Origin of the sequence: Candidatus Poriferisodalis sp. (genome assembly GCF_965237655.1) — a bacterium.
GTDB lineage: Bacteria > Actinomycetota > Acidimicrobiia > Acidimicrobiales > Poriferisodalaceae > Poriferisodalis.
Window position 1 is genome coordinate 590,899 of record NZ_CBDEGB010000001.1, and the last position, 19,601, is coordinate 610,499.

Sequence of the window (19,601 nt, forward strand, 5' to 3'; positions counted from 1 at the left end):
CCAGGCCGCGCTCTGCGAACCCCATCGGCACCGAGCACAACGGCGGTTGAGAGAGTCAGCCAGCGGTTCAGTGCTTGCGTCGGCGTTCCTAGATGAGTAGTTCCAAGGGGTGGGGTCCGCCGTTGGTGTGGTGAGGGTGTCCAAGCTCGGGGTGTGAATACACGCCTCGATCCTGGAGGACCGGACCATGAACCCGGACTTGGACACTCTCGCGACTGCACTGTGTGTGAAGGCCGATGATCTGTTGTGTGCGAACCCGCAGTGGGTTCCTGAGCGCCCGGCGGTGGGCATCGCGCCGAAGCTGTCCGATGCGGAGCTGGTGACGCTCGCGGTGATCTCGGCGCTGCTGGGGTTCGATTCCGAAGCACGGTTCGTTCGCTTCGCCCGGACGCATCTGGGGCCGTGGTTCCCGTACATCCCCAAGCGTGACGGGTACAACAAGCGGCTGCGCCGCAGCGCCGAGATGATCGCTCGTGTCGACGAGCGAGACATCTGCGCGGACATGATCGACCATGCCGGCCTCGCGCGACCCGGCCAGACCCTCATCGCGGACAAGGGCTATCGGCGCGCCAGCCTCGAACGCCACCGCGGCCGCACCCGCGCCGAACTCAGACGCACACCATGAGCGCCTGCTGGTTGTGGACATCGGTGCCGGCGCAGCGACGGTAGCCGCAGCCATGGCACACGCTCTCGGCGCGGACCCGGTGAAGTGGGACAATCAGACTGTCCTGTGGGATGTCGAAGCAGAGCACTGGAAGTTGATCGCATGAGCATGCAGTTGTCGCTGCTTGACGACGACACAGCAGTTGCACCCATCGGGCTCGAGTACCACGATGGGTTCCTGTCTGCCGCCGAAGAGGCTGACCTGCTCGACCACATCGACGCTTCCGAGTGGCTCACAGACTTGTCCCGGCGCGTTCTGCATTTCGGATACAAGTACGACTACTCAAACCGAAGGCTCGACGAAACAGCCCGCATCGGGCCCCTGCCCGAATGGCTCACACAGCTGACGCACAAGGTTCGGTCAGCGGCATCGGGGGATGCCACGCGGCTGCTCGACGCTCGACAGCCGTTCGAACAGGCGATCGTCAACGAATATCAACCGGGGCAAGGAATCGCACCCCACGTCGACCGGGACTGCTTCGGTCCCGTCGTTGCGACTGTGAGCTTGGGCTCGGCGGTCAACATGGATCTCCGCTGCGAGGCAACCGGTGCCGACCACGTGCAGCGACTCGAGCCGCGCAGCCTGGTGCTGATGCATGGTGAAGTGCGCTCGACGTGGCGCCACGGCATCGCCAAGCGGCATTCGGACGAGTGGAACGGACAGAGGGTCAAGCGCGAGCGACGCGTCTCCATCACGTTTCGCACCGTTGCCGGTTGAGTCGCTAACTCGGCCGGTCGGGGGTCCTTACGCCTCCAGGGCGTTGTGGTACCTGTGCTGGTAGTGCAAGAACACGGCGTGATGAAGGCGACGCCGCGGTCACTCGCCGCGCAAAGACCTCGCCCAGGCGTTGCGCGAGTGCCGCACGGTTCGAGGATGCGACACCGGCATGACAGCAGGGATGATCGCCGCCGAGATCACACGGCGCGGCGCTGAACAGGATCGTGTCCGGCTTCGGACAGCGCAGCCGCTAAGCCAGAACGATCACAGGTGTGCCAATTGGCGCCCAGTCGTACAGCTGGCTGGCTTTGGCGTCGTGCTGGCGGACGCAGCCCGCCGAGCGCGGCTGACCGAGTTCGTCGACGGTTTGGATGGGGATGCCGCCGTAGGTTCGGGGGATGGAGTGGAATCCGATGTCGAGCCCGGTGATGCCCTCCACGAAGCGAACCATGTGGCGCATGGTGACCGGCGTGCGCGGCGAACTCGAATACTGCGATTTGGAGAACACGCTGTAGGCGCCGGGCGACGGACTGGTGGCCCGACCGCTCACCGGGTAGGTGTCGAACAGCGAACCGTCGGCCTCGATCAGCCACACCCGTTGGCCTGCGCGGTCATACACCACATGCTTGGTGCCGGCGAGGCCCACATCGGGAATGGAAGTGCCCGCCGTCCACAACACTCGGCCGTCGCCATAGCCGACCACGACGGCACCGTCGTCGCCATAGCCGACCACGACGGCACCGTCGTCGCGCACACTCAAGAACGCACCGGGCCGATCTGCGGTACGGCTGCTCCACAGGGGCCCACCCGCCGCGTCAGCGGCGTGCAGCACCAGGTCGCCGTCGGGGCTCATCACCAGTGCACCCGCCGTGGTTCCGGCGGTGCGGGCATCCCACAGCGCCACGGGCACGTTGCCGACGCCGAGCGCGGCATCCGCGGGCCAGCTCGAATGGGCAGCGCCCGGCGGCGGCTCAGCGAAGCGCGCCATGTCGTACAGCACGAGATTGCCGTTGCGCTGCAGGGCCAGCAGGTAGCGGCCATTGGGCGAACGCAGCGAATTGCCGGGCCTCAACCGCTCACCGGGAAGCAGTGCGCTAGCGGGCGCAGCACGCTCATTGCCCACAGGCGACTGGGGTGCCAGCGGCTCGGGGTCCCAAGGAGTCGCCGTTGCTGCAGGAGCGACAGCGATCACGGCGGCAACGAACGCAACCACGGCCACAGCTGCCTGCCGGAAACGGCGTCGCACACTGCGACGACTCCGAGCACCCGCCGTCGCTGGCCGAGCACCCGTCAAGGCCGCCCCACCGTTTGAGCCATCACCCATTCTTAGACCACCAGCGCGCCGAATCGTACGCGGCCACACGCTGCCCATCTCCTCATGGCCAGTCATCGTCCCCGACCACCCGCAGCCGCTCGAGCTTGCGGCGCCCGGTATCAGCCAAAGGCATCGAAAATCGTCGTGATAGTTGAGCTGGTCACACCTATGGTCGCTCCGCAGAGGAATGGAGGGGGTTGCCGATGTCTGAACAGGACCGTGCTCAGCTCTACGCTTGGCTGTGCGAGCAGACCAACGAACCGCTCGCGGAGTACTTGATGTCGTGTCTCGCCCCAGCGCCGTTGTCAGACTTGGCCACGAAGGACGACCTCGCACGCTTCGCCACCAAGGACGACCTGCGGTCCGAGCTTGAGAAGTACCCCACCAAGGACGACCTGCGGTCCGAATTGGAGAAGTACCCCACCAAGGAACACCTCGCAGACCGCTTCGAGGCGCTCTGCGCCCGTATGGACACCAAGTTCGACCGCCTCGCGGACCAGCGCGAGGCCGACCGTCGAACATCAGCACGCCGCTTCTACTGGAGTATCATCGCCGGAATTTCTGCCGCAGCGACGCTGTTGGCGGCAATTTCCAAGCCGGCATTCGTGCCGTTCTTCTGACTTCTAGATCACCAGCGTGCTTATCTCGATTGCATCGTCCTGACCGGACCCCGCGAGGCCGACATGACCGCGGACCAGATCGCCCGCCTCAACGCCGCCGAGCCAGGCGGCTACATCGTCGGCGGGATTACGGCGGTCCCCGCCGCCAAGCCGGCGCATCGAGACGGCACCCAGCTCGTCGGGGGAGCCAACCGCTGGGAGACCATCGAGAAGGCAGGCCAGATGATTCTCGTGCCGGTAGTCGTGCTGATCATCTCGGTCGTAGCCGGCGCGTTCTGACACCCGACTCAGCCCCATAACAAAAGACTCGCGCGCGAACTACGGGTTTGTGGTTACACTGGCTGCGAACGTAGTGGCGGGTGGCCAGGTGCTTTGCCGGGTCAGAATCGTGCTGACACCTGGTCCACCCGCCTGCTCAGCAGGCATCCACTGAGCACCTTGCATCATACCCGCGAGTTCACGGGGTTCCAGTGGGGGACCACCGGTGTGTAATTTGCTGAGCCTTCGTCTTTTGTTGGGATTCGGGCTGCTGGGCTCGGTGGGGTTCATGTTGTGAGGATGCCGCGGGTTTCGAAGTTCGTGTAGTTGGTGAACCGGTGGGCTCGGCGGCGAAGGACTTGGAGGAGGTTGTTGGTGCGGTCGATGCGGCCGTTGCTGGGCCGTCCGGTGTGGTGCCAGTCGAGGATCTGGGCATGCCATGCGAGGAAGGTGTCGACGGTGTCGCTGAACTCGGGGATCAGCCCGGTGCGGTAGATGTCGGCGGACCGGTCGAGCGCTTCGAGGGCGCCTTTGCGGTCGTCGGCGAGATAGAGGTTGTGCAGCTCGCCGAGCGCTTCCCACGCGGCCCGCAGCCCAGGATGGGCCTCGAACAGCTCGTCGAGGCGTGCCTGCTCGGCGGCGTCGAGCTTGTCCGGTCGGCGCATCAGCAAGAACCTGGCCCCGAACACCTTGGGGTCGAATGCGGGCACCGAGCCTTCGGGGCGGCGCTGGACGTCGCGCCGCGCGGCAGTGAGGCCGGCTTGGAACCAGCGGATCACGTGGAACCGGTCCAGGACGTGGCGGGCGTGGCCGAGCCGCTGGTCGATCGCTGCCTTGTATGCCTTTGAGCCGTCGGACACCACGACCTTCACGCCTTTGCACCAGCGATGCCCCTGAGCAGCCAAAAAGCCGCTCAGGGCCGCCTGGCTGCGGTGGGGCACCATGGCGAGCACCTCGCCGGTGTCGCCGTTCACCAGCACCGTCACATAGCGGTGCCGCTTGCGGATCGAGGTCCCCTCCACCAGCAGCACCCGGCATCTGCGACGGCGGCGATGCCCGGCGACCAGCCCCGCCCATGCCACGACGAGCGCGTTCACCAGCTTCCAGCTCACCCCGTGACCGCACGCTGCGGCGTTGACCGTCATCGCCCGCGCATCAGCAACCAGCCGGCGAGCCAGACGCGCCGTGACACGGCCCTCGAACGCCCGATGGCCCTCGCTGAAGCGATCGCCGCACGACTCGCACACCAACCGTCGCCGGTCCCACAAAAGCGTCACCGGCCGGCCCGACACCTCCAAGTCCCGCACCACGTTGTCCCGACGGTCATGAACCCTCCCGCACGGCGCCCCCCAATCAGGGCACTGCGGGCGGCGCACCGTCGAGCGCACCCGCACCACCAGCTCCTCGGGCGCGTCGACGACCACCCCCAGCACTCTGATACGCCACAGCCACAGCCGCACCGACATAACATCACTCGCCATCGAGGCCCTCCAGGGTTCGGCGTCCACAAACACCGATCCCAGCAGGGCCTCGACCCCTACAAACGGACCCTCAACCCACCCTCATCCCAACAAAAGACGAAGGGCCGGCCGTGAGCGCTCGACGTCAATTGGGCAGCCTCGTAGGTGGCCAAGAGGCGATAGCTGGTGACGATATATCCGTCTTCGACGATGAGGCCGGTGCCGACGCCCTGGGGCGTCTCGACCTGGACGAGCACGGATTGCATGCGTGGCAACAGCGGCAGCGCAGCCAGTCCGTCTTGGCTGGGTGCGCTGTCTGAGTCTGTGAGCGGTTGATCGGACGATTCGAGTGTCGTGGGGGTGTCGGTTTGGCTCGTGTCTGGTGGCGCAGTTGGGCCTGAACCCGATTCCGATCCATTGTCGCTGCTGCACGCGCCAAGAGCTGCAAACGCCAGCAGGACGACGCCGAGCACCGCCGAGCGGGTGGCGATGCCGGGCGCCGTTGCGCCAGCCGATCGCATAGTGCTCCGACTGTATAGACGAGGCCTTCGCTGCGATCCGTCCTCACGCCCCGGTGTCGGGCGGCTGCGAGCGCGTCGCTCGGGGCTTGAACAAAGTAGCTACATGTTGCTCCATCGGCTGCTATGTTTGTCGTCATGCGGTCAGTCGGCATCAAGGTGCTCAACAGCCGACTCAGCGAGTACGTACGGCTGGCGGCCAGCGGCGAGACCATCCTGGTGACCGACCGCGACCGCGTCGTCGCCGAGATGGGGCCGCCGCAGCCGACCCGCAGCCCGCTGGTAGCAGATGCTTTCCTGGCAGATCTCGTCCGCAGCGGCGTGCTGAGGCCAGGCCTGGTGGCGGCGACAGAGCCTCCGCCTTCGCAGCCGACCGCGCCGCTGAGCGAGATCCTCACGGACCTCGACTCGGCCAGAGCTGACCGGTGATCTACCTTGACACCTCTGTTGTGCTCGCCCAGCTATTCAGTGAGGACCGTGTGCCGCCCGAATCGCTGTGGGGCCACACGCTCGTGTCCAGCCGGCTGACCGAGTACGAGACCTGGACCCAGCTGCACGGGCGCGGACTGGCCGAATCCCACGGCGAGGCCGCTCGGGCGCTGCTGGGCCGGCTGGGACTCGTCGAGCTCGTGCCTGCGGTGCTCGCACGTGCGCTGGAGGCATTCCCGGGTCCGTCGAGCGTGCGCACGCTCGACGCCCTGCACCTGGCAACATGCGAGTTCTTGCGCGACGCAGGCCAAACCGTTGAGCTCGCCAGCTACGACCGCCGAATGAACGACACAGCCCGCGCCATGGGCGTCCCGCTCTTCCCCGACGCCGACGGCTGACACGCCGCGGCGCGGTTCAGCAGCTCGAATCCGCCGAGCTCGGTCTCGGCCCCGGGGCTCCTCGCCTTCCAAGCCAGCACCCGTCCGTGCCCACGAGCACCCCGTACGCATCCAAAAAATGCCCTGAAAGCGCCCAAAACCGCGCCCCGCCACCCCCCTGCGGTCGCCTAGATGATTAGTTCCAAGGGGTGGGGTCCGCCGTTGGTGTGGTGAGGGTGTCCAAGCTCGGGGTGTGAATACACGCCTCGATCCTGGAGGACCGGGCCATGAACCCGGACTTGGACACCCTCGCGACTGCACTGTGTGTGAAGGCCGATGATCTGTTGTGTGCGAACCCGCAGTGGGTTCCTGAGCGCCCGGCGGTGGGCATCGCGCCGAAGCTGTCCGATGCGGAGCTGGTGACGCTCGCGGTGATCTCGGCGCTGCTGGGGTTCGATTCCGAAGCACGGTTCGTTCGCTTCGCCCGGACGCATCTGAGGCCGTGGTTCCCGTACATCCCCAAGCGTGACGGGTACAACAAGCGGCTGCGCCGCAGCGCCGAGATGATCGCTCGTGTCGACGAGCGAGACATCTGCGCGGACATGATCGACCATGCCGGCCTCGCGCGACCCGGCCAGACCCTCATCGCGGACAAGGGCTATCGGCGCGCCAGCCTCGAACGCCACCGCGGCCGCACCCGCGCCGAACTCAGACGCACACCATGAGCGCCTGCTGGTTGTGGACATCGGTGCCGGCGCAGCGACGGTAGCCGCAGCCATGGCACACGCTCTCGGCGCGGACCCGGTGAAGTGGGACAATCAGACTGTCCTGTGGGATGTCGAAGCAGAGCACTGGAAGTTGATCGCATGAGCATGCAGTTGTCGCTGCTTGACGACGACACAGCAGTTGCACCCATCGGGCTCGAGTACCACGATGGGTTCCTGTCTGCCGCCGAAGAGGCTGACCTGCTCGACCACATCGACGCTTCCGAGTGGCTCACAGACTTGTCCCGGCGCGTTCTGCATTTCGGATACAAGTACGACTACTCAAACCGAAGGCTCGACGAAACAGCCCGCATCGGGCCCCTGCCCGAATGGCTCACACAGCTGACGCACAAGGTTCGGTCAGCGGCATCGGGGGATGCCACGCGGCTGCTCGACGCTCGACAGCCGTTCGAACAGGCAATCGTCAACGAATATCAACCGGGGCAAGGAATCGCACCCCACGTCGACCGGGACTGCTTCGGTCCCGTCGTTGCGACTGTGAGCTTGGGCTCGGCGGTCAACATGGATCTCCGCTGCGAGGCAACCGGTGCCGACCACGTGCAGCGACTCAAGCCGCGCAGCCTGGTGCTGATGCATGGTGAAGTGCGCTCGACGTGGCGCCACGGCATCGCCAAGCGGCATTCGGACGAGTGGAACGGACAGAGGGTCAAGCGCGAGCGACGCGTCTCCATCACGTTTCGCACCGTTGCCGGTTGAGTCGCTAACTCGGCCGGTCGGGGGTCCTTACGCCTCCAGGGCGTTGTGGTACCTGTGCTGGTAGTGCAAGAACACGGCGTGATGAAGGCGACGCCGCGGTCACTCGCCGCGCAAAGACCTCGCCCAGGCGTTGCGCGAGTGCCGCACGGTTCGAGGATGCGACACCGGCATGACAGCAGGGATGATCGCCGCCGAGATCACACGGCGCGGCGCTGAACAGGATCGTGTCCGGCTTCGGACAGCGCAGCCGCTAAGCCAGAACGATCACAGGTGTGCCAATTGGCGCCCAGTCGTACAGCTGGCTGGCTTTGGCGTCGTGCTGGCGGACGCAGCCCGCCGAGCGCGGCTGACCGAGTTCGTCGACGGTTTGGATGGGGATGCCGCCGTAGGTTCGGGGGATGGAGTGGAATCCGATGTCGAGCCCGGTGATGCCCTCCACGAAGCGAACCATGTGGCGCATGGTGACCGGCGTGCGCGGCGAGCTCGAATACTGCGATTTGGAGAACACGCTGTAGGCGCCGGGCGACGGACTGGTGGCCCGACCGCTCACCGGGTAGGTGTCGAACAGCGATCCGTCGGCCTCGATCAGCCACACCCGCTGGCCTGCGCGGTCGTACACCACATGCTTGGTGCCGGCGAGGCCCACATCGGGAATGGAAGTGCCCGCCGTCCACAGCACTCGGCCGTCGCCATAGCCGACCACGACGGCACCGTCGTCGCGCACACTCAAGAACGCACCGGGCCGATCTGCGGTGCGGCTGCTCCACAGGGGCCCACCCGCCGCGTCAGCGGCGTGCAGCACCAGGTCGCCGTCGGGGCTCATCACCAGTGCGCCCGCCGTGGTTCCGGCGGTGCGGGCATCCCACAGCGCCACGGGCACGTTGCCGACGCCGAGCGCGGCATCCGCGGGCCAGCTCGAATGGGCAGCGCCCGGCGGCGGCTCAGCGAAGCGCGCCATGTCGTACAGCACGAGATTGCCGTTGCGCTGCAGGGCCAGCAGGTAGCGGCCATTGGGCGAACGCAGCGAATTGCCGGGCCTCATCCGCTCACCGGGAAGCAGTGCGCTAGCGGGCGCAGCACGCTCATTGCCCACAGGCGACTGGGGTGCCAGCGGCTCGGGGTCCCAAGGAGTCGCCGTTGCTGCAGGAGCGACAGCGATCACGGCGGCAACGAACGCAACCACAACCACAGCTGCCTGCCGGAAACGGTGCCGCACACTGCGACGACTCCGAGCATCCGCCGTCGCTGGCCGAACACCCGTCAAGGCCGCCCCACCGTTTGAGCCATCACCCATTCTTAGACCACCAGCGCGCCGAATCGTACGCGGCCACACGCTGCCCATCTCCGAATGGCCAGTCATCGTCCCCGACCACCCGCACCCGCTCGAGCTTGCGGCGCCCGGTATCAGCCAAAGGCATCTAAAATCGTCGTGATAGTTGAGCTGGTCACGCCTACGGTCGCTCCGCCCAGCGCCGTTGTCAGACTTGGCCACCAAGGACGACCTCACACGCTTCGCCACCAAGGGACACTTCGAAGAGCGCTTCGAGGCGCTCTGCGCCCGTATGGACACCAAGTTCGACCGCCTCGCGGACCAGCGCGAGGCCGACATGACCGCGGACCAGATCGCCCGCCTCAACGCCGCCGAGCCAGGCGGCTACATCGTCGGCGGGATTACGGCGGTCCCCGCCGCCAAGCCGGCGCATCGAGACGGCACCCAGCTCGTCGGGGGAGCCAACCGCTGGGAGACCATCGAGAAGGCAGGCCAAGTGACCCGCCAGTTCTATGCCGGCACCGACCTTGTCAGCACCGGCGCTGCGCCTCCGCCGACCTTCATGAAGATCGGTGTCCGCACCGACCACACCGCCGTCTGCTGGGGTGCCCCCGCCGAGGGAATAGACGACCCACACGGGGTAACGGAACCTCCGCCGGGCAAGTTCACAGGGCTGTCTGTGGGCAGCGAGTACTCCTGCGCAATTCGGGATGACGGCGCGGTGCTGTGCTGGGGCCGACCAGTGCTCATTCCGAATTGGAACTCCTAGCCACGCCAGCAACTTCGCCGCGCCCGGCGCAGTAAGCGATGACACGCACTCGGGGGTCCGTTCGCATGGCGCGGTCATACAATCTGCCGGCATGACGCCGGAGGCTGCATCGCCGATTGCACCCACCACGCCAAGCGGCTCCGCACCCACCGCAACACCCACGGTCCCCTCCGAGCCCACACCTACCGCACCCGCACAACGCACCCGGTTCGCCTCCGTCGACACCTTCCGGGGCGCACTGCTCGTCGGCATGATCTTCACGCCAAGCACTGCCGTTGGCGAACACTTCGCCTTCTTGAGACACGCCGAATGGGTCGGCGTCACCCTCAACGACTGGATATTCCCCGCATTCCTCGTCACGAGCGGCCTGAGCCTGTCGTTCCTGCTGCGCAACAGGTCCAACGCCGCCACCTATCGCCGCTTGATCCGCCGGCTCCTCCTGCTCGTCTTTCTGGGCATCGCCTACAACGCGTACGGCACCTCGTGGTTCGACATTTCAGAACTGCGCTTCACGGGTGTCCTGCAGATGATCGGCATCGCCGGCGCCTGCGGAGCGCTCGTCGTGCTCGCCAGCAGAGCGATATTCGGCGAAGACAAGATGTGGCTGATCATCGCGGCGGCTGCCACGGTCATATTGCTGTACGGCCTCGGCCTCGACCTTTTATCCTGTGATCCCGTCGACCGCTGCAGTCCCTACTTCGACTTCGACTCAGCCGTTCTCAGCACGAGCCACGTTTACCGAGCAGGAAATGCCGGATGGGATCCCGAAGGCCTCGTCCTTTCTATGGCCTCCTCGTCATTCGTCCTCTTCGGCTATTCGGCCGGAATGCTCATACGACGGCACGGCCGCGACGACCCGCAGAGAACTCTCGCCAGCGTCGGCACCCTCGCCGCACTGTGCGTCATCGTCGGACTCGCCGCATCGCTGTGGTCACCCCCCAACAAGCGCCTGCTGACGCCGTCGTTCGCCCTGCTGGTAGCGGGAACAGCGCTCGCAGTCGTCTGCGTGATCTACCTGCTGGTCGACGCAGGAAGCGGCAGCAGCGGCCGAGAATCAATCGACCGCCTCAGACGAGCAGCGACATGGCCGATCATCGCGTTCGGCCGCAACGCGATCATCGTGTATCTGTTCGAACGCGTCCTGTTGCACGCCGCCAGGTCAGTGCACATCGGCGATCGCTCGATCGAAACCCGCCTGATGGAAGACATCTTGCCGATCGGAGCACCCGGCGTTCACATCGCCTACGCAGCCGTCCTCGGACTCGTCATCTACTTGCTCGTGGGAACGATGCATCGCCGCCGGGCGTATCTGGCGCTCTAGCGGTGTCGCAGGGCAGTCGCTCCGCCTCCGAGCTGCCAGGGCGGAGACCCCCCGGCCCAGGCGGCGCCTGACCATGATGAGCCGAAGCAGGCGCCGCCGCAGGTGGCTGCACCTGGCTGCCCCGGCGCTGCTGGTTGTGCTGCCCCTCGCCGGGCTTGCGCTGCAGTCGAGGGAGCGACTCAACGTCTACCTGAACGCCGATGCCACCGGCACCAACCCGATTGAGGCGGCACGGCGCGCCTGGCGTCTCACCGGGGACCGACTCGACGAAGGCAGCTTCGGGCCCATCGGGAGCTTTGTGGAATCCCTCGTGCACGGCCTTGCGGTCGAAACCGGCGAGGCGCTCAGCCTGGCTCCCCACGCTGTGCTCGGCGCCGTGCGCTTAATCCTGGTGGGTCTCGTCGCGGTGATGGCCGTCGGGCTCGTCGAGTCGTTGCGGCGCTCAGCGAACCTGCACTCCGACCGTTCGTTCGTTGCGCTGTATCCACTGGCGTTCGCAGCGGTGCTGGTAGCGAATGGAACCACCGGCGGATTGGTCCAGACTCCTCACACCTCAATCGGTGCCGTGGCGCTCGTCTTGGGTGCGGCGCTGGCAGTCGCCCGATACCGAGACATGGCGGTTCGAAACGTCGCCTGGCGCGAGTACATCTTCATGGCAGCGCTGGGGGCGGCCGCAGTTGCGTTCGATGAGCTCGCTTATCTGACGCCGTTTGTTGCTGCGGCGTTCATCGCCGCTCGCGCCCTCGCCGCAGGGCTGCCGGCACGCGCAGCGCTGCGCACCGCGGCGTCACGACGGTGGGTGGCGCTCACCGCCGGGTTCGCGGTGGTCTTCATTCCAGCTCGCTTCGCCGTTGCACGAAGCTGCGCCGCGACCTACGACTGCTCCGACGGCTGGCTGCTCAGTTGGAGCCCCGACGCCATCAGCGCCGCAGTTGCGCGGGTGGGGTCGGCGCTGCCGCTGGCGGGGTGGCTCTCCAATGCAGACCGCGCCGACGACGCCGGTCTCGATCTCGGATTCGCAGCGGTGCTTGCCAACTCGATGCTCGTGCTGTCACTTCTGGCGTTGCTCGCAATCACGGTGGCAGCCGCTCGGCGTGAACTCCGCAACAACCCCTCGACTGACGAAACCGCCGACACCGCGGACTCCGCAGACACCAGCGACCCCGACAACCTCTCACCCCTGCCGACGAACAACCATCACGCACTCCGCCGGCTCCGGCTCGTACTGGCCCTCGGCGGGTTCGGTGCGGCAGTCGCAGGTGCCGCAGCCTTGTACGCAGGCTTGTCGTGGCGGGTGCAGCAGCTCCCGTTCGGCCACGCTGTCAGGCAGGGCTGGCGCGACACGCTGCTGACACAGATCGGCTGGTCGCTGGTCGCCGCCGCCGCCCTAGCTGCCCTCGATCTTGCCCTGCGGCACCGCCGGCACCATCGGCAACGCCCTCAACGTCAGATGGCAGCGCTCGCGACGTTCGCCGCTGCGCTCCCCCTCGCCGCAGCCGCAGCCCTCACGCTGGTCGCGAATTGGCAGACCGCTCAGATCGACCGGTATGACTCCGCTGCTTCGGTGACCAGCCTGATCTCGGCGTCCACGGTCAACATGGGCGACGCAGACAGCCCCGCGGGTATCGCTGAGCTGAACGATTGGCCGGTCCGTACCGATGTTGTCGACTACACGGCACCCCCCAATGCAATTCGCTGTTTGCTGCTCAACGCCTCTGACGGCACCGGGCCAGCCCAGCCAGTGCCCGACGCCACCGAACAACTCAGAGCCGCGCTCAACCGGCTCATGGCCGAACGCGTCGGTACGCCCTATTGCGACCCGCCCCCGACAACCACGCCCGATGACGGCACACCCAGCGGTGATGTGGAACCGGACGCCTCGTGAACGCCCCCGCGACGACCCGCCGCAACGCCGCAACCGCCCGCAAGCACCGCGCCTGGCCCTTCACGGCCGGCCCGGCGATCCTGGTGGTGCTTCCCCTGCTCGGCATGTCGCTCAAGTCCGACGAGCGTCTCCACCTCTTCCAGCAGGTTTATTTCACCGACGTCAACCTCTTCGGCATCGGGCGCTACGTCGAGGAGCGCCTCGTCAACTTCCTGAACATCGGCAATTTCCGGCCGATCGGGCGCTTCACCGAAGTGCTGGTCCACGGCGTCGTCTTCGAAGCCGCTGAAGCGACCGGCCTCACCCCCCACGTCCTGGTGGGCGTCGTACGTGTCGCTGTCGTGGCCTTGCTGGCAGTGCTTGCGGCGAAGATGGTCCAAGCGCTGGCCCGCTCGGCAGGCGTGGACGCCGACCGGTCGCTGGTTGGCCTGTACCCGCTGGCGATGGGTGCGGTGATCGTGGCGAACGGGATCATCGGCGGGCTGGCGCAATTCCCGCACACGTTCATCGGCGCTGTCGTACTGATCTTGGCGGCGACGCTTGCCATCATCCGAGACCGAGACCTCCACCCCCGGCCGATGCGCAAACGGGAATACGCCTCCATGGCCCTGTTCGGCGCCGTTCTGGTCATGTTCTATGACGTCGCCTACCTCGCACCACTGGTGGCTGGCGCTTTCCTCATCGCCCGGGTGGCCGTCGCCAGGGTCGCCCTTCGAGCAGCCCTGGCCACCGCAGCGGTTCGCCGTTGGGCGGCGTTCAGCGCCGGGTTCGCCGCGGTGTTCATTCCGGTCCGCATCGACATTGCCCGGCGCTGCGCGCGGGACGCCTGCTACACCGCCTCGGATCTCAGCATCTCGCCTGAGGCGTTCGAGACGGCCCTGCCTCGGCTGGCGACCGGGCTGCCTCCCGTCGGTTGGGACTACAACGCCGATCTGGCCCGCTTGTTCGCCGTCGATGCCGGGCTGGCCGATCTGGCGACGAATGCCGTGCTCGCCGTCATGCTGGCCGGAATCGTGGCCATGGCCGTCGCAGCAGCGGCCAGGGGCTGGCGATCAGACCGAGCAGGCACCGCCGAGACCGCCGCCACCGCCGCCACCGCCGGCACCGCCGCCACGGACGCCGCCGCCACAACCGCCACGCCGCCCCGCAACGCGCATGTCCGCCTCGCCATCGCCCTGGCGGGGCTCGGCGCCTTCATGGCGATCCTCTCTGCTTCGCTTGCTGGGCTGTCGGCATCGATGCAGCAGCGCAATCTCCCGATGGGCGAAGCGTGGCGGGAGGCACAACTGGCACAGCTTGCCTGGTCGCTGATCATCGCCGGCGGCCTAGCGGCGCTCGACCTCGCCGCCCGGTCGGAGGGAGCTCGCCGTGCTCTGCGGGCAGCCGTGGCAGCAGTGCTGGCGGTGGGTCTGATGTTCACGTTCCTGGCCAACTGGCGCTTCGCCGAAGTGGATCGCCGCGACCCCACCGCAGCCGTCACCAGCCTGATCGCTGTCTCCACGATCCACCTCGACAACAGCGAAACCGGCGACACCATCCGCTGCTTGCTCATCAACGGCTATGTGCAGGTGACCCCTGAGAAGGTGTGGATCACCGGCTGGCGCTTGCGCAACGATCTCGACCGCTTCATGGGCGAGCGCCACGGCTTGCCCTACTGCTATCCGTCCACCGTGGACAACCCGTAGCGCAGACCAGTCGGTTCGAAAGCACCCCAGGCGGCCTCAAGCAGCCTGCAAGCGCACCTACTCGAACCGGATCCAGAAGTGCTGGTTGCGGTGGAACTCGATGTCCTGCCCTTCGTATGCACCGGGCCAGTAGCCCGGTTCGCCGCCCAGCATCCAGCCGTAGTGGACCGGGTGCGCACCGATGCGTGTCGTCCGAGACGCCTCGAACGCCTCGTGGAAGCGGTCATAGGACACCTGTTGCGACCGAGACACCGCAGGGTCGAACCTGCAGGTCGGCACCGCCTGGTACCCCATGTCAAAGTCGGTGTGCCACAACGCGTCACGAATCGCGAGATGGTCCGAATGGGCATAGTCGGAGCATCCCGAGTAGGTGCCGTTCCAGTAGCTCGCTCCGATCAGGTTGTGGTTCTCGAGCGAATCGTTGATGCCAAGCGACCGCCGGTTGTCGCGCACTGTCGTGACGGCCCATACCACCTCGTCCAGTGTGAGGTCGCCGTCACCGAGGTTGAACCACACCACGGCACCCATCGGCGATGTCCACACTTCGGCAGTGAGATCGGGCACGCAGGCTCCGTTGTCGTCGGCGTCGTCGTAGCGGCAGATCTCCGTGCCCAGCGTGTCGAAGGGGCCCTTCACCCCTTCGTAGGTGTACGACGAGGGCAGTCCGCTGTCCCCGGCGGCCATGTGCTCCATGAAGCCGAAGAACGAGTTCTTGCGGGCAGATTCGCACGACGGCGTCCACTTGCCGGCGGGCCACGGGTCGGGCGCGATCTCCCCGGTTCCCTCGTCGTAGCCCGGAGAGCCGCAATAGAAGGTCTGCTCGCCCCTGGTCGCCATGATGAAGACCTTGTAGTTGCCGGTCGTGTCCTCGATCAGCGACCAGGCCTGCATCTCGTCATCAGGGTGGGGGACCACGATGTAGCTCATCTGGTTCGAATCGCCCGCGTCCGCGAACACGATAAACCACACGGCCACGGCCGCTACCACGGCCACCGCGAGCAAGATCAACGCACCGGCTAGCGATCGCTTCACCAGAGCTCCCGTGCTGGTCGGCTTGCGAGGAGCCCCCACGGTAGGCCCAGCGCGCCCCCAGTGCCTTGCCGGCACAAGAAAAGTGCCCAGTCAGCGCTTTTGGCACTCAAAGAATGCCCTGCAGGCGCTTGAGAACGCGCCACACGGCACCCCTGCGGTCGCCTAGGCTCACATCAAGCGTGTGCAGGAGGATCCAGCATTGCGCAGTCGGGAGTGACCCCGTACCCTTGCGAGTTGCCGTGTCACAGAGCGCGCTCTGCCGCGGTTCTCTATATGAGGCGGGAGATGGGTGCCATGGGCCCCCGTGCCCGGCACCAACATCCATGAATTCCCAATCAGGAGGCAAGGAATCTTGATTACCCGAACGAAGCGGCGGAGCAGGCGCTCACTCGCAGCGATCTTGGCAGCGATGCTCGTGGCATCGGTGCTAGCGGTCGTAGCAGGGGCACCGGCTCAAGCCGCAAACACGTCCAACGAGCACATGATCGATACGAACGACGACGGCAAGGTCGACTCGCGCGAATTTGCCGGCGCTGATCGTTACGACACTGCGCTCAAGTTGGCGAACAACTACGCCGGGGGCGACCTGGGCTTGGTGTCAACAGTGATCATCGCTTCGGGCGAGACGCTGATTGACGCGGTGACCTCGGCCGGCCTGTCTGGTTACAAGGACGCACCGGTACTGCTCACCCGCTCCACGGGTATCTCCCGCGGTGTTGCCAACTTCATCGAGGACCACGGCGTCGGCCGGGTCGTCGTGGTTGGCGGCGCAGCGTCGATTCCCGATGAAGTGCTTGAAGAGATCGAAGGCCTTGAGTCTGAGCCGACGGTGGACCGCATCGCGGGCGCCGACCGGGCCGCTACTGCTGCTGAAGTCGCTTCCGAGCTTGGTGGCGACGCCACCTGGTGCGGAACCGACGAGAGCGTTGCAGTTGTCGTGAATGGCAGCGATATGCCCGCGGTCGATGCAATTGCAGTTGGCCCGCTGGCGTACGCACTTGAGTTGCCTGTGCTGCTCACCGATGCCGACGCGCTGCCCGACGCGACTGCCGACTTCCTGATGGATGAGAACATCGAGCGTGTCGTGATCGTGGGCGGCATGGGTGCCGTCTCCGCCGACGTTGACGACGAGCTTTACGAGATTGGCGTTGACGCCGTTCAGCGGATCGCCGGTGACTCAGCAGCTGGCACCTCAGTTAAGCTTGCCAAGCTGATGCTGGGCGACTGCGCTGATGATGTCGGCGCGTCATCCTCAATGGTGGCGCTTGTCAACCGCATGGCGACCGCCGATGGCGTCGCTTCTGCACCAGTGCTCGGCAAGGGCATCAAGACGTCTGGTCCGATTCCGGTCCTGCTCGTTGGCGATGAACTGCCGGCGGCAATCCGCGACTACCTCGCCGGCACGGCTGATGAGGTTGACGACGCCAAGACCAACTTGACGATCGTTGCAATCGGCGGCACTGCCGTGGTGAGCGAGGCCGTCATGGAGGCCGCACTCGATGCCGCTGCATCGGGTCCTGAGCTGACAGTGGCACTCGATGCTGATGCCGGAGGCACAACCTTCACGGCGACGTTCAGTGACGGTCTCGACGACGACGACCAGACAGAATTCGAGGAGCGACTCAAGGACCTGTTCTATGTGAACGGCGCACCAGCGTCGATCGACGAGGACGACTCGACTGTCGACCCGGCCATCGTCGGGATCAGCACGGCTGAATCCACGGTGGCGGCAGACGCTACGTGCGGCTCTGCTGAAGTGGTGACGATCACCTTGACGCACGCGCTGAAGCCAGGCGATGACATTGAGGTCCGACCCACGTCGACCGAATTCGGTGCCGGTGGCGACAAGCGAACTGTCCAAGCGGCATCGTTCACGGTGCCTGCCCCTGACAGGGATACCGCCGGCCCGGCCGTCGAGATCCGCGCTGTCCTGGGTGAGAGCGACGTCATCTTGATCACTAACGAGCCCGCGACCGTCAAAGTGCCGGCAGGGGCGACAGATACGGAGGAAGATGCGACAGGTGTGTCGGTCATCTCCAAGCGACGCGCGAAGATTACGACCGAGACCGACGCATCCGGCACTGCTGGTATGCGCCTAGTCGTCAGCTTGACGCTCGAAGAGGCCTTCGACCTGAATGATGATGATGACACGACTGACACCGGTGAGGCTGCCGGTTCCGCATACGCCCTAGGGCTTGGTGACATCGTGGTGCTGGCGGCAGGTGCCGTTCAGGACGACGAAGATCAGCCAAACGGCAGCCGTGCCACTCGTGCGTCGGTGGGCAACACCACGAAGAACTTCAAGGTGTCGTCCATCAAGATCGGTTCCGTCGATCCGAACGTAGACGACGATCCCGCTACCAAGAAGGTGCCGAGAGTCGCGTTCGCAGACACGAACGAAGATGGTGTAGTCGGCGTAGACGAGACGGTCTTCAGCCGGAACGCCAGTGTTGAGTTGGTCTCGGGCGTGAAGATCTCGGCTAGCTGGAGCGGTGGCGCCTCGGGTGCCGCAGGCAACGGTTGGAGCGTCACAGTCGACTCGTCCTCGGGACGTACGACTGATGATCCAGACACCGACGCGGAGATCGACGTCAGTGTCAACTCCCGCAACCAGATCATCCGCATCCGTTACATGGACGGTACGCCGACGATTGGTGAGCTCGCTGCAGCGCTGAACGGCTCGAGCAGCTTCGCTGACCGCTTCTCAGCGTCGCCCACTGAGGGCTGCGGAGTAGCCGATGACGACATCAGCGAAGGTGAGGGAACCCTCGAGCTGGCAGGCGGCAAGAGTTCGGTTGGCTTCACAGTCGACTTCAACAACTACGTGAAGGAGTTGGCTGAGAATGGTGACACTCTGCGGGACACGGTCCTTGCGGCACTCATCAAGGATTACGACGACTCAGGCACCGAGAATCTCGGCTTCGTCGGTCCGAATCGCCAGGTGTACTTCCGCTGGACAACCGACAACGCTGCGATGATCCCCGGATCCCGCACTGGCCCGGGCCGTGGCGTGGTAGAGGTTCCTGCAGCGGTCGCTACGAGCTACCAGGACAACATCGATGGTGACGGTGACGATCAAACCACTGTTACTGAAGATGACCCGGACGAGAGCATGAGCGCCGCGAGCGAGCATCGCGTTTCGTCCAGTCGGAGCATCCCAGTCAGGTAGTACGTCTGACATACAGGACACCTCGCCGGAGGGCATCAGCTCTCTGACAGGGTGAACAGCCTGAGAAGGGCCCCGGGGCAATCGCCCCGGGGCCCTTCGCGTTTCGTGCTACCGGCTCAAGAAACATGTATCAAAATGGACAGGAACATTAGAGTTGTGCAGATCGTCTGCAGTATCCGAATGCAGTTTCGTTTGAGGTACCGTGCGCGCTGACAGCGCATTCGAGGCGCTACGGATTGATCACTGACCAGGAGTCCCGCCGGAGTGAGCCGTGAGTTGGCAAGGCGACGAGCGGCAGCGCTTAGAGCGTTGCTCGCTGCTGCCTTGCTGACGACTGCTCTTGCCGCAGTTGGCGCCGGTCCAGCTCAGGCCGCGAATACGGCGGCTGAATTCTTGATCGACAGCGACGACGACGAATTGCCCGATGCCCGTTCGTTCGCCGGACGTGACCGCTACGAGACGGCGGTCAAGCTGGCTGAGCGCTACGCCCAGGAGCGGGGCGGGCTCAATTCGGTTTCGACCGTCATTGTGGTGTCGGGCACATCAGGTACCGACGGTGCTGTTGTGGCCGGACTCGCTGGTTAACCGTGGCGCACCCGTGCTCCTGACGCCCCCACAGCACCTTCATAGC

17 protein-coding genes and 2 pseudogenes are annotated in these 19,601 nt (G+C 65.7%); 14 read left to right on the forward strand and 5 right to left on the reverse strand.

Annotation, left to right across the window (positions count from 1 at the left end):
* Positions 1–187 precede the first annotated feature (187 nt).
* Positions 188–478, forward strand: a pseudogene (locus ACPXYO_RS02960) (IS982 family transposase); the annotation flags it as partial.
* Between the two features lie 288 nt (positions 479–766).
* On the forward strand, positions 767–1,381 hold the full coding sequence (locus ACPXYO_RS02965) for an alpha-ketoglutarate-dependent dioxygenase AlkB (protein WP_423916512.1): 615 nt from the start codon (positions 767–769) through the stop codon (positions 1,379–1,381).
* A 250-nt stretch (positions 1,382–1,631) separates the two neighbouring features.
* On the opposite strand, the gene ACPXYO_RS02970 is transcribed toward ACPXYO_RS02965, so the two are convergent.
* On the reverse strand, positions 1,632–2,594 hold the full coding sequence (locus ACPXYO_RS02970) for a L,D-transpeptidase family protein (protein WP_423916513.1): 963 nt from the start codon (positions 2,592–2,594) through the stop codon (positions 1,632–1,634).
* 305 nt (positions 2,595–2,899) lie between these two features.
* On the opposite strand from ACPXYO_RS02970, the gene ACPXYO_RS02975 reads away from it, so the two are divergent.
* Together ACPXYO_RS02975 and ACPXYO_RS02980 are read left to right on the forward strand one after the other, a co-directional pair.
* Positions 2,900–3,316: a hypothetical protein gene (locus ACPXYO_RS02975; protein WP_423916515.1), complete on the forward strand. Its 417-nt coding sequence runs from the start codon at positions 2,900–2,902 to the stop codon at positions 3,314–3,316.
* A 63-nt stretch (positions 3,317–3,379) separates the two neighbouring features.
* On the forward strand, positions 3,380–3,595 hold the full coding sequence (locus ACPXYO_RS02980; protein WP_423916517.1) for a hypothetical protein: 216 nt from the start codon (positions 3,380–3,382) through the stop codon (positions 3,593–3,595).
* A 266-nt stretch (positions 3,596–3,861) separates the two neighbouring features.
* On the opposite strand, the gene ACPXYO_RS02985 is transcribed toward ACPXYO_RS02980, so the two are convergent.
* On the reverse strand, positions 3,862–5,055 hold the full coding sequence (locus ACPXYO_RS02985) for an ISL3 family transposase (protein WP_423916519.1): 1,194 nt from the start codon (positions 5,053–5,055) through the stop codon (positions 3,862–3,864).
* 56 nt (positions 5,056–5,111) lie between these two features.
* The gene (locus tag ACPXYO_RS02990; protein ID WP_423916521.1) at positions 5,112–5,555 is read right to left on the reverse strand and encodes a hypothetical protein; all 444 of its coding nucleotides are present in this window, start codon (positions 5,553–5,555) and stop codon (positions 5,112–5,114) included.
* A 135-nt stretch (positions 5,556–5,690) separates the two neighbouring features.
* Here ACPXYO_RS02990 and ACPXYO_RS02995 point away from each other — a divergent pair, with 135 nt between their 5' ends.
* The 4 genes and pseudogenes from ACPXYO_RS02995 to ACPXYO_RS03010 all read left to right on the forward strand — a co-directional run bounded on the left by ACPXYO_RS02995 (position 5,691) and on the right by ACPXYO_RS03010 (position 7,839).
* On the forward strand, positions 5,691–5,981 hold the full coding sequence (locus ACPXYO_RS02995) for a type II toxin-antitoxin system Phd/YefM family antitoxin (protein WP_419551522.1): 291 nt from the start codon (positions 5,691–5,693) through the stop codon (positions 5,979–5,981).
* Positions 5,978–6,379, forward strand: coding sequence for a PIN domain-containing protein (locus tag ACPXYO_RS03000; protein ID WP_423916523.1), 402 nt, complete (start codon positions 5,978–5,980; stop codon positions 6,377–6,379). The genes ACPXYO_RS02995 and ACPXYO_RS03000 overlap by 4 nt, the downstream gene beginning before the upstream one ends.
* A 266-nt stretch (positions 6,380–6,645) precedes the next feature.
* Positions 6,646–6,936 (forward strand): annotated as a pseudogene (locus tag ACPXYO_RS03005) (IS982 family transposase); the annotation flags it as partial.
* 288 nt (positions 6,937–7,224) lie between these two features.
* Complete coding sequence (locus tag ACPXYO_RS03010) at positions 7,225–7,839, forward strand: alpha-ketoglutarate-dependent dioxygenase AlkB (RefSeq protein ID WP_423916524.1); 615 nt, start codon at positions 7,225–7,227, stop codon at positions 7,837–7,839.
* A 250-nt stretch (positions 7,840–8,089) separates the two neighbouring features.
* Here the strand turns inward: ACPXYO_RS03010 and ACPXYO_RS03015 are convergent, their stop codons facing one another.
* Positions 8,090–9,022: a L,D-transpeptidase family protein gene (locus ACPXYO_RS03015; RefSeq protein ID WP_423916526.1), complete on the reverse strand. Its 933-nt coding sequence runs from the start codon at positions 9,020–9,022 to the stop codon at positions 8,090–8,092.
* Between the two features lie 301 nt (positions 9,023–9,323).
* Here ACPXYO_RS03015 and ACPXYO_RS03020 point away from each other — a divergent pair, with 301 nt between their 5' ends.
* The 4 genes from ACPXYO_RS03020 (at position 9,324) to ACPXYO_RS03035 (ending at position 14,769) form a co-directional block, all read left to right on the forward strand.
* Positions 9,324–9,878 carry a hypothetical protein gene (locus tag ACPXYO_RS03020; protein ID WP_423916528.1) on the forward strand — a complete coding sequence of 185 codons (555 nt, stop codon included), beginning with the start codon at positions 9,324–9,326 and terminating at the stop codon, positions 9,876–9,878.
* Between the two features lie 91 nt (positions 9,879–9,969).
* Entirely contained in the window at positions 9,970–11,199 is a 1,230-nt protein-coding gene (locus tag ACPXYO_RS03025) for an acyltransferase family protein (protein ID WP_423916530.1), read from the forward strand.
* 76 nt (positions 11,200–11,275) lie between these two features.
* Positions 11,276–13,084 (forward strand): hypothetical protein, encoded by a 1,809-nt coding sequence (locus tag ACPXYO_RS03030; RefSeq protein ID WP_423916532.1) that lies wholly within the window; start codon positions 11,276–11,278, stop codon positions 13,082–13,084.
* On the forward strand, positions 13,081–14,769 hold the full coding sequence (locus ACPXYO_RS03035) for a hypothetical protein (RefSeq protein ID WP_423916533.1): 1,689 nt from the start codon (positions 13,081–13,083) through the stop codon (positions 14,767–14,769). The genes ACPXYO_RS03030 and ACPXYO_RS03035 overlap by 4 nt, the downstream gene beginning before the upstream one ends.
* Positions 14,770–14,826: 57 nt before the next feature.
* Here ACPXYO_RS03035 and ACPXYO_RS03040 read toward each other — a convergent pair whose 3' ends face one another.
* Positions 14,827–15,801, reverse strand: coding sequence for a hypothetical protein (locus ACPXYO_RS03040; RefSeq protein WP_423916535.1), 975 nt, complete (start codon positions 15,799–15,801; stop codon positions 14,827–14,829).
* Between the two features lie 409 nt (positions 15,802–16,210).
* Between ACPXYO_RS03040 and ACPXYO_RS03045 the strand changes: the two genes are divergently transcribed.
* A complete protein-coding gene (locus tag ACPXYO_RS03045) occupies positions 16,211–18,970 on the forward strand; it encodes a cell wall-binding repeat-containing protein (protein WP_423916536.1) in 2,760 nt (919 codons plus the stop codon).
* A 264-nt stretch (positions 18,971–19,234) separates the two neighbouring features.
* Complete coding sequence (locus ACPXYO_RS03050) at positions 19,235–19,555, forward strand: cell wall-binding repeat-containing protein (RefSeq protein ID WP_423916538.1); 321 nt, start codon at positions 19,235–19,237, stop codon at positions 19,553–19,555.
* Positions 19,556–19,601: the final 46 nt, after the last annotated feature.

Coding starts and splice junctions, on each gene's coding strand:
- ACPXYO_RS03045 (WP_423916536.1), top strand. CDS start 16,211: ATGCTCGTGGCATCGGTGCTAGCGGTCGTAGCAGGGGCACCGGCTCAA.
- ACPXYO_RS02995 (WP_419551522.1), top strand. CDS start 5,691: ATGCGGTCAGTCGGCATCAAGGTGCTCAACAGCCGACTCAGCGAGTAC.
- ACPXYO_RS03025 (WP_423916530.1), top strand. CDS start 9,970: ATGACGCCGGAGGCTGCATCGCCGATTGCACCCACCACGCCAAGCGGC.
- ACPXYO_RS03010 (WP_423916524.1), top strand. CDS start 7,225: ATGAGCATGCAGTTGTCGCTGCTTGACGACGACACAGCAGTTGCACCC.
- ACPXYO_RS02985 (WP_423916519.1), bottom strand. CDS start 5,055: ATGGCGAGTGATGTTATGTCGGTGCGGCTGTGGCTGTGGCGTATCAGA.
- ACPXYO_RS02980 (WP_423916517.1), top strand. CDS start 3,380: ATGACCGCGGACCAGATCGCCCGCCTCAACGCCGCCGAGCCAGGCGGC.
- ACPXYO_RS02990 (WP_423916521.1), bottom strand. CDS start 5,555: ATGCGATCGGCTGGCGCAACGGCGCCCGGCATCGCCACCCGCTCGGCG.
- ACPXYO_RS03030 (WP_423916532.1), top strand. CDS start 11,276: ATGAGCCGAAGCAGGCGCCGCCGCAGGTGGCTGCACCTGGCTGCCCCG.
- ACPXYO_RS02965 (WP_423916512.1), top strand. CDS start 767: ATGAGCATGCAGTTGTCGCTGCTTGACGACGACACAGCAGTTGCACCC.
- ACPXYO_RS02975 (WP_423916515.1), top strand. CDS start 2,900: ATGTCTGAACAGGACCGTGCTCAGCTCTACGCTTGGCTGTGCGAGCAG.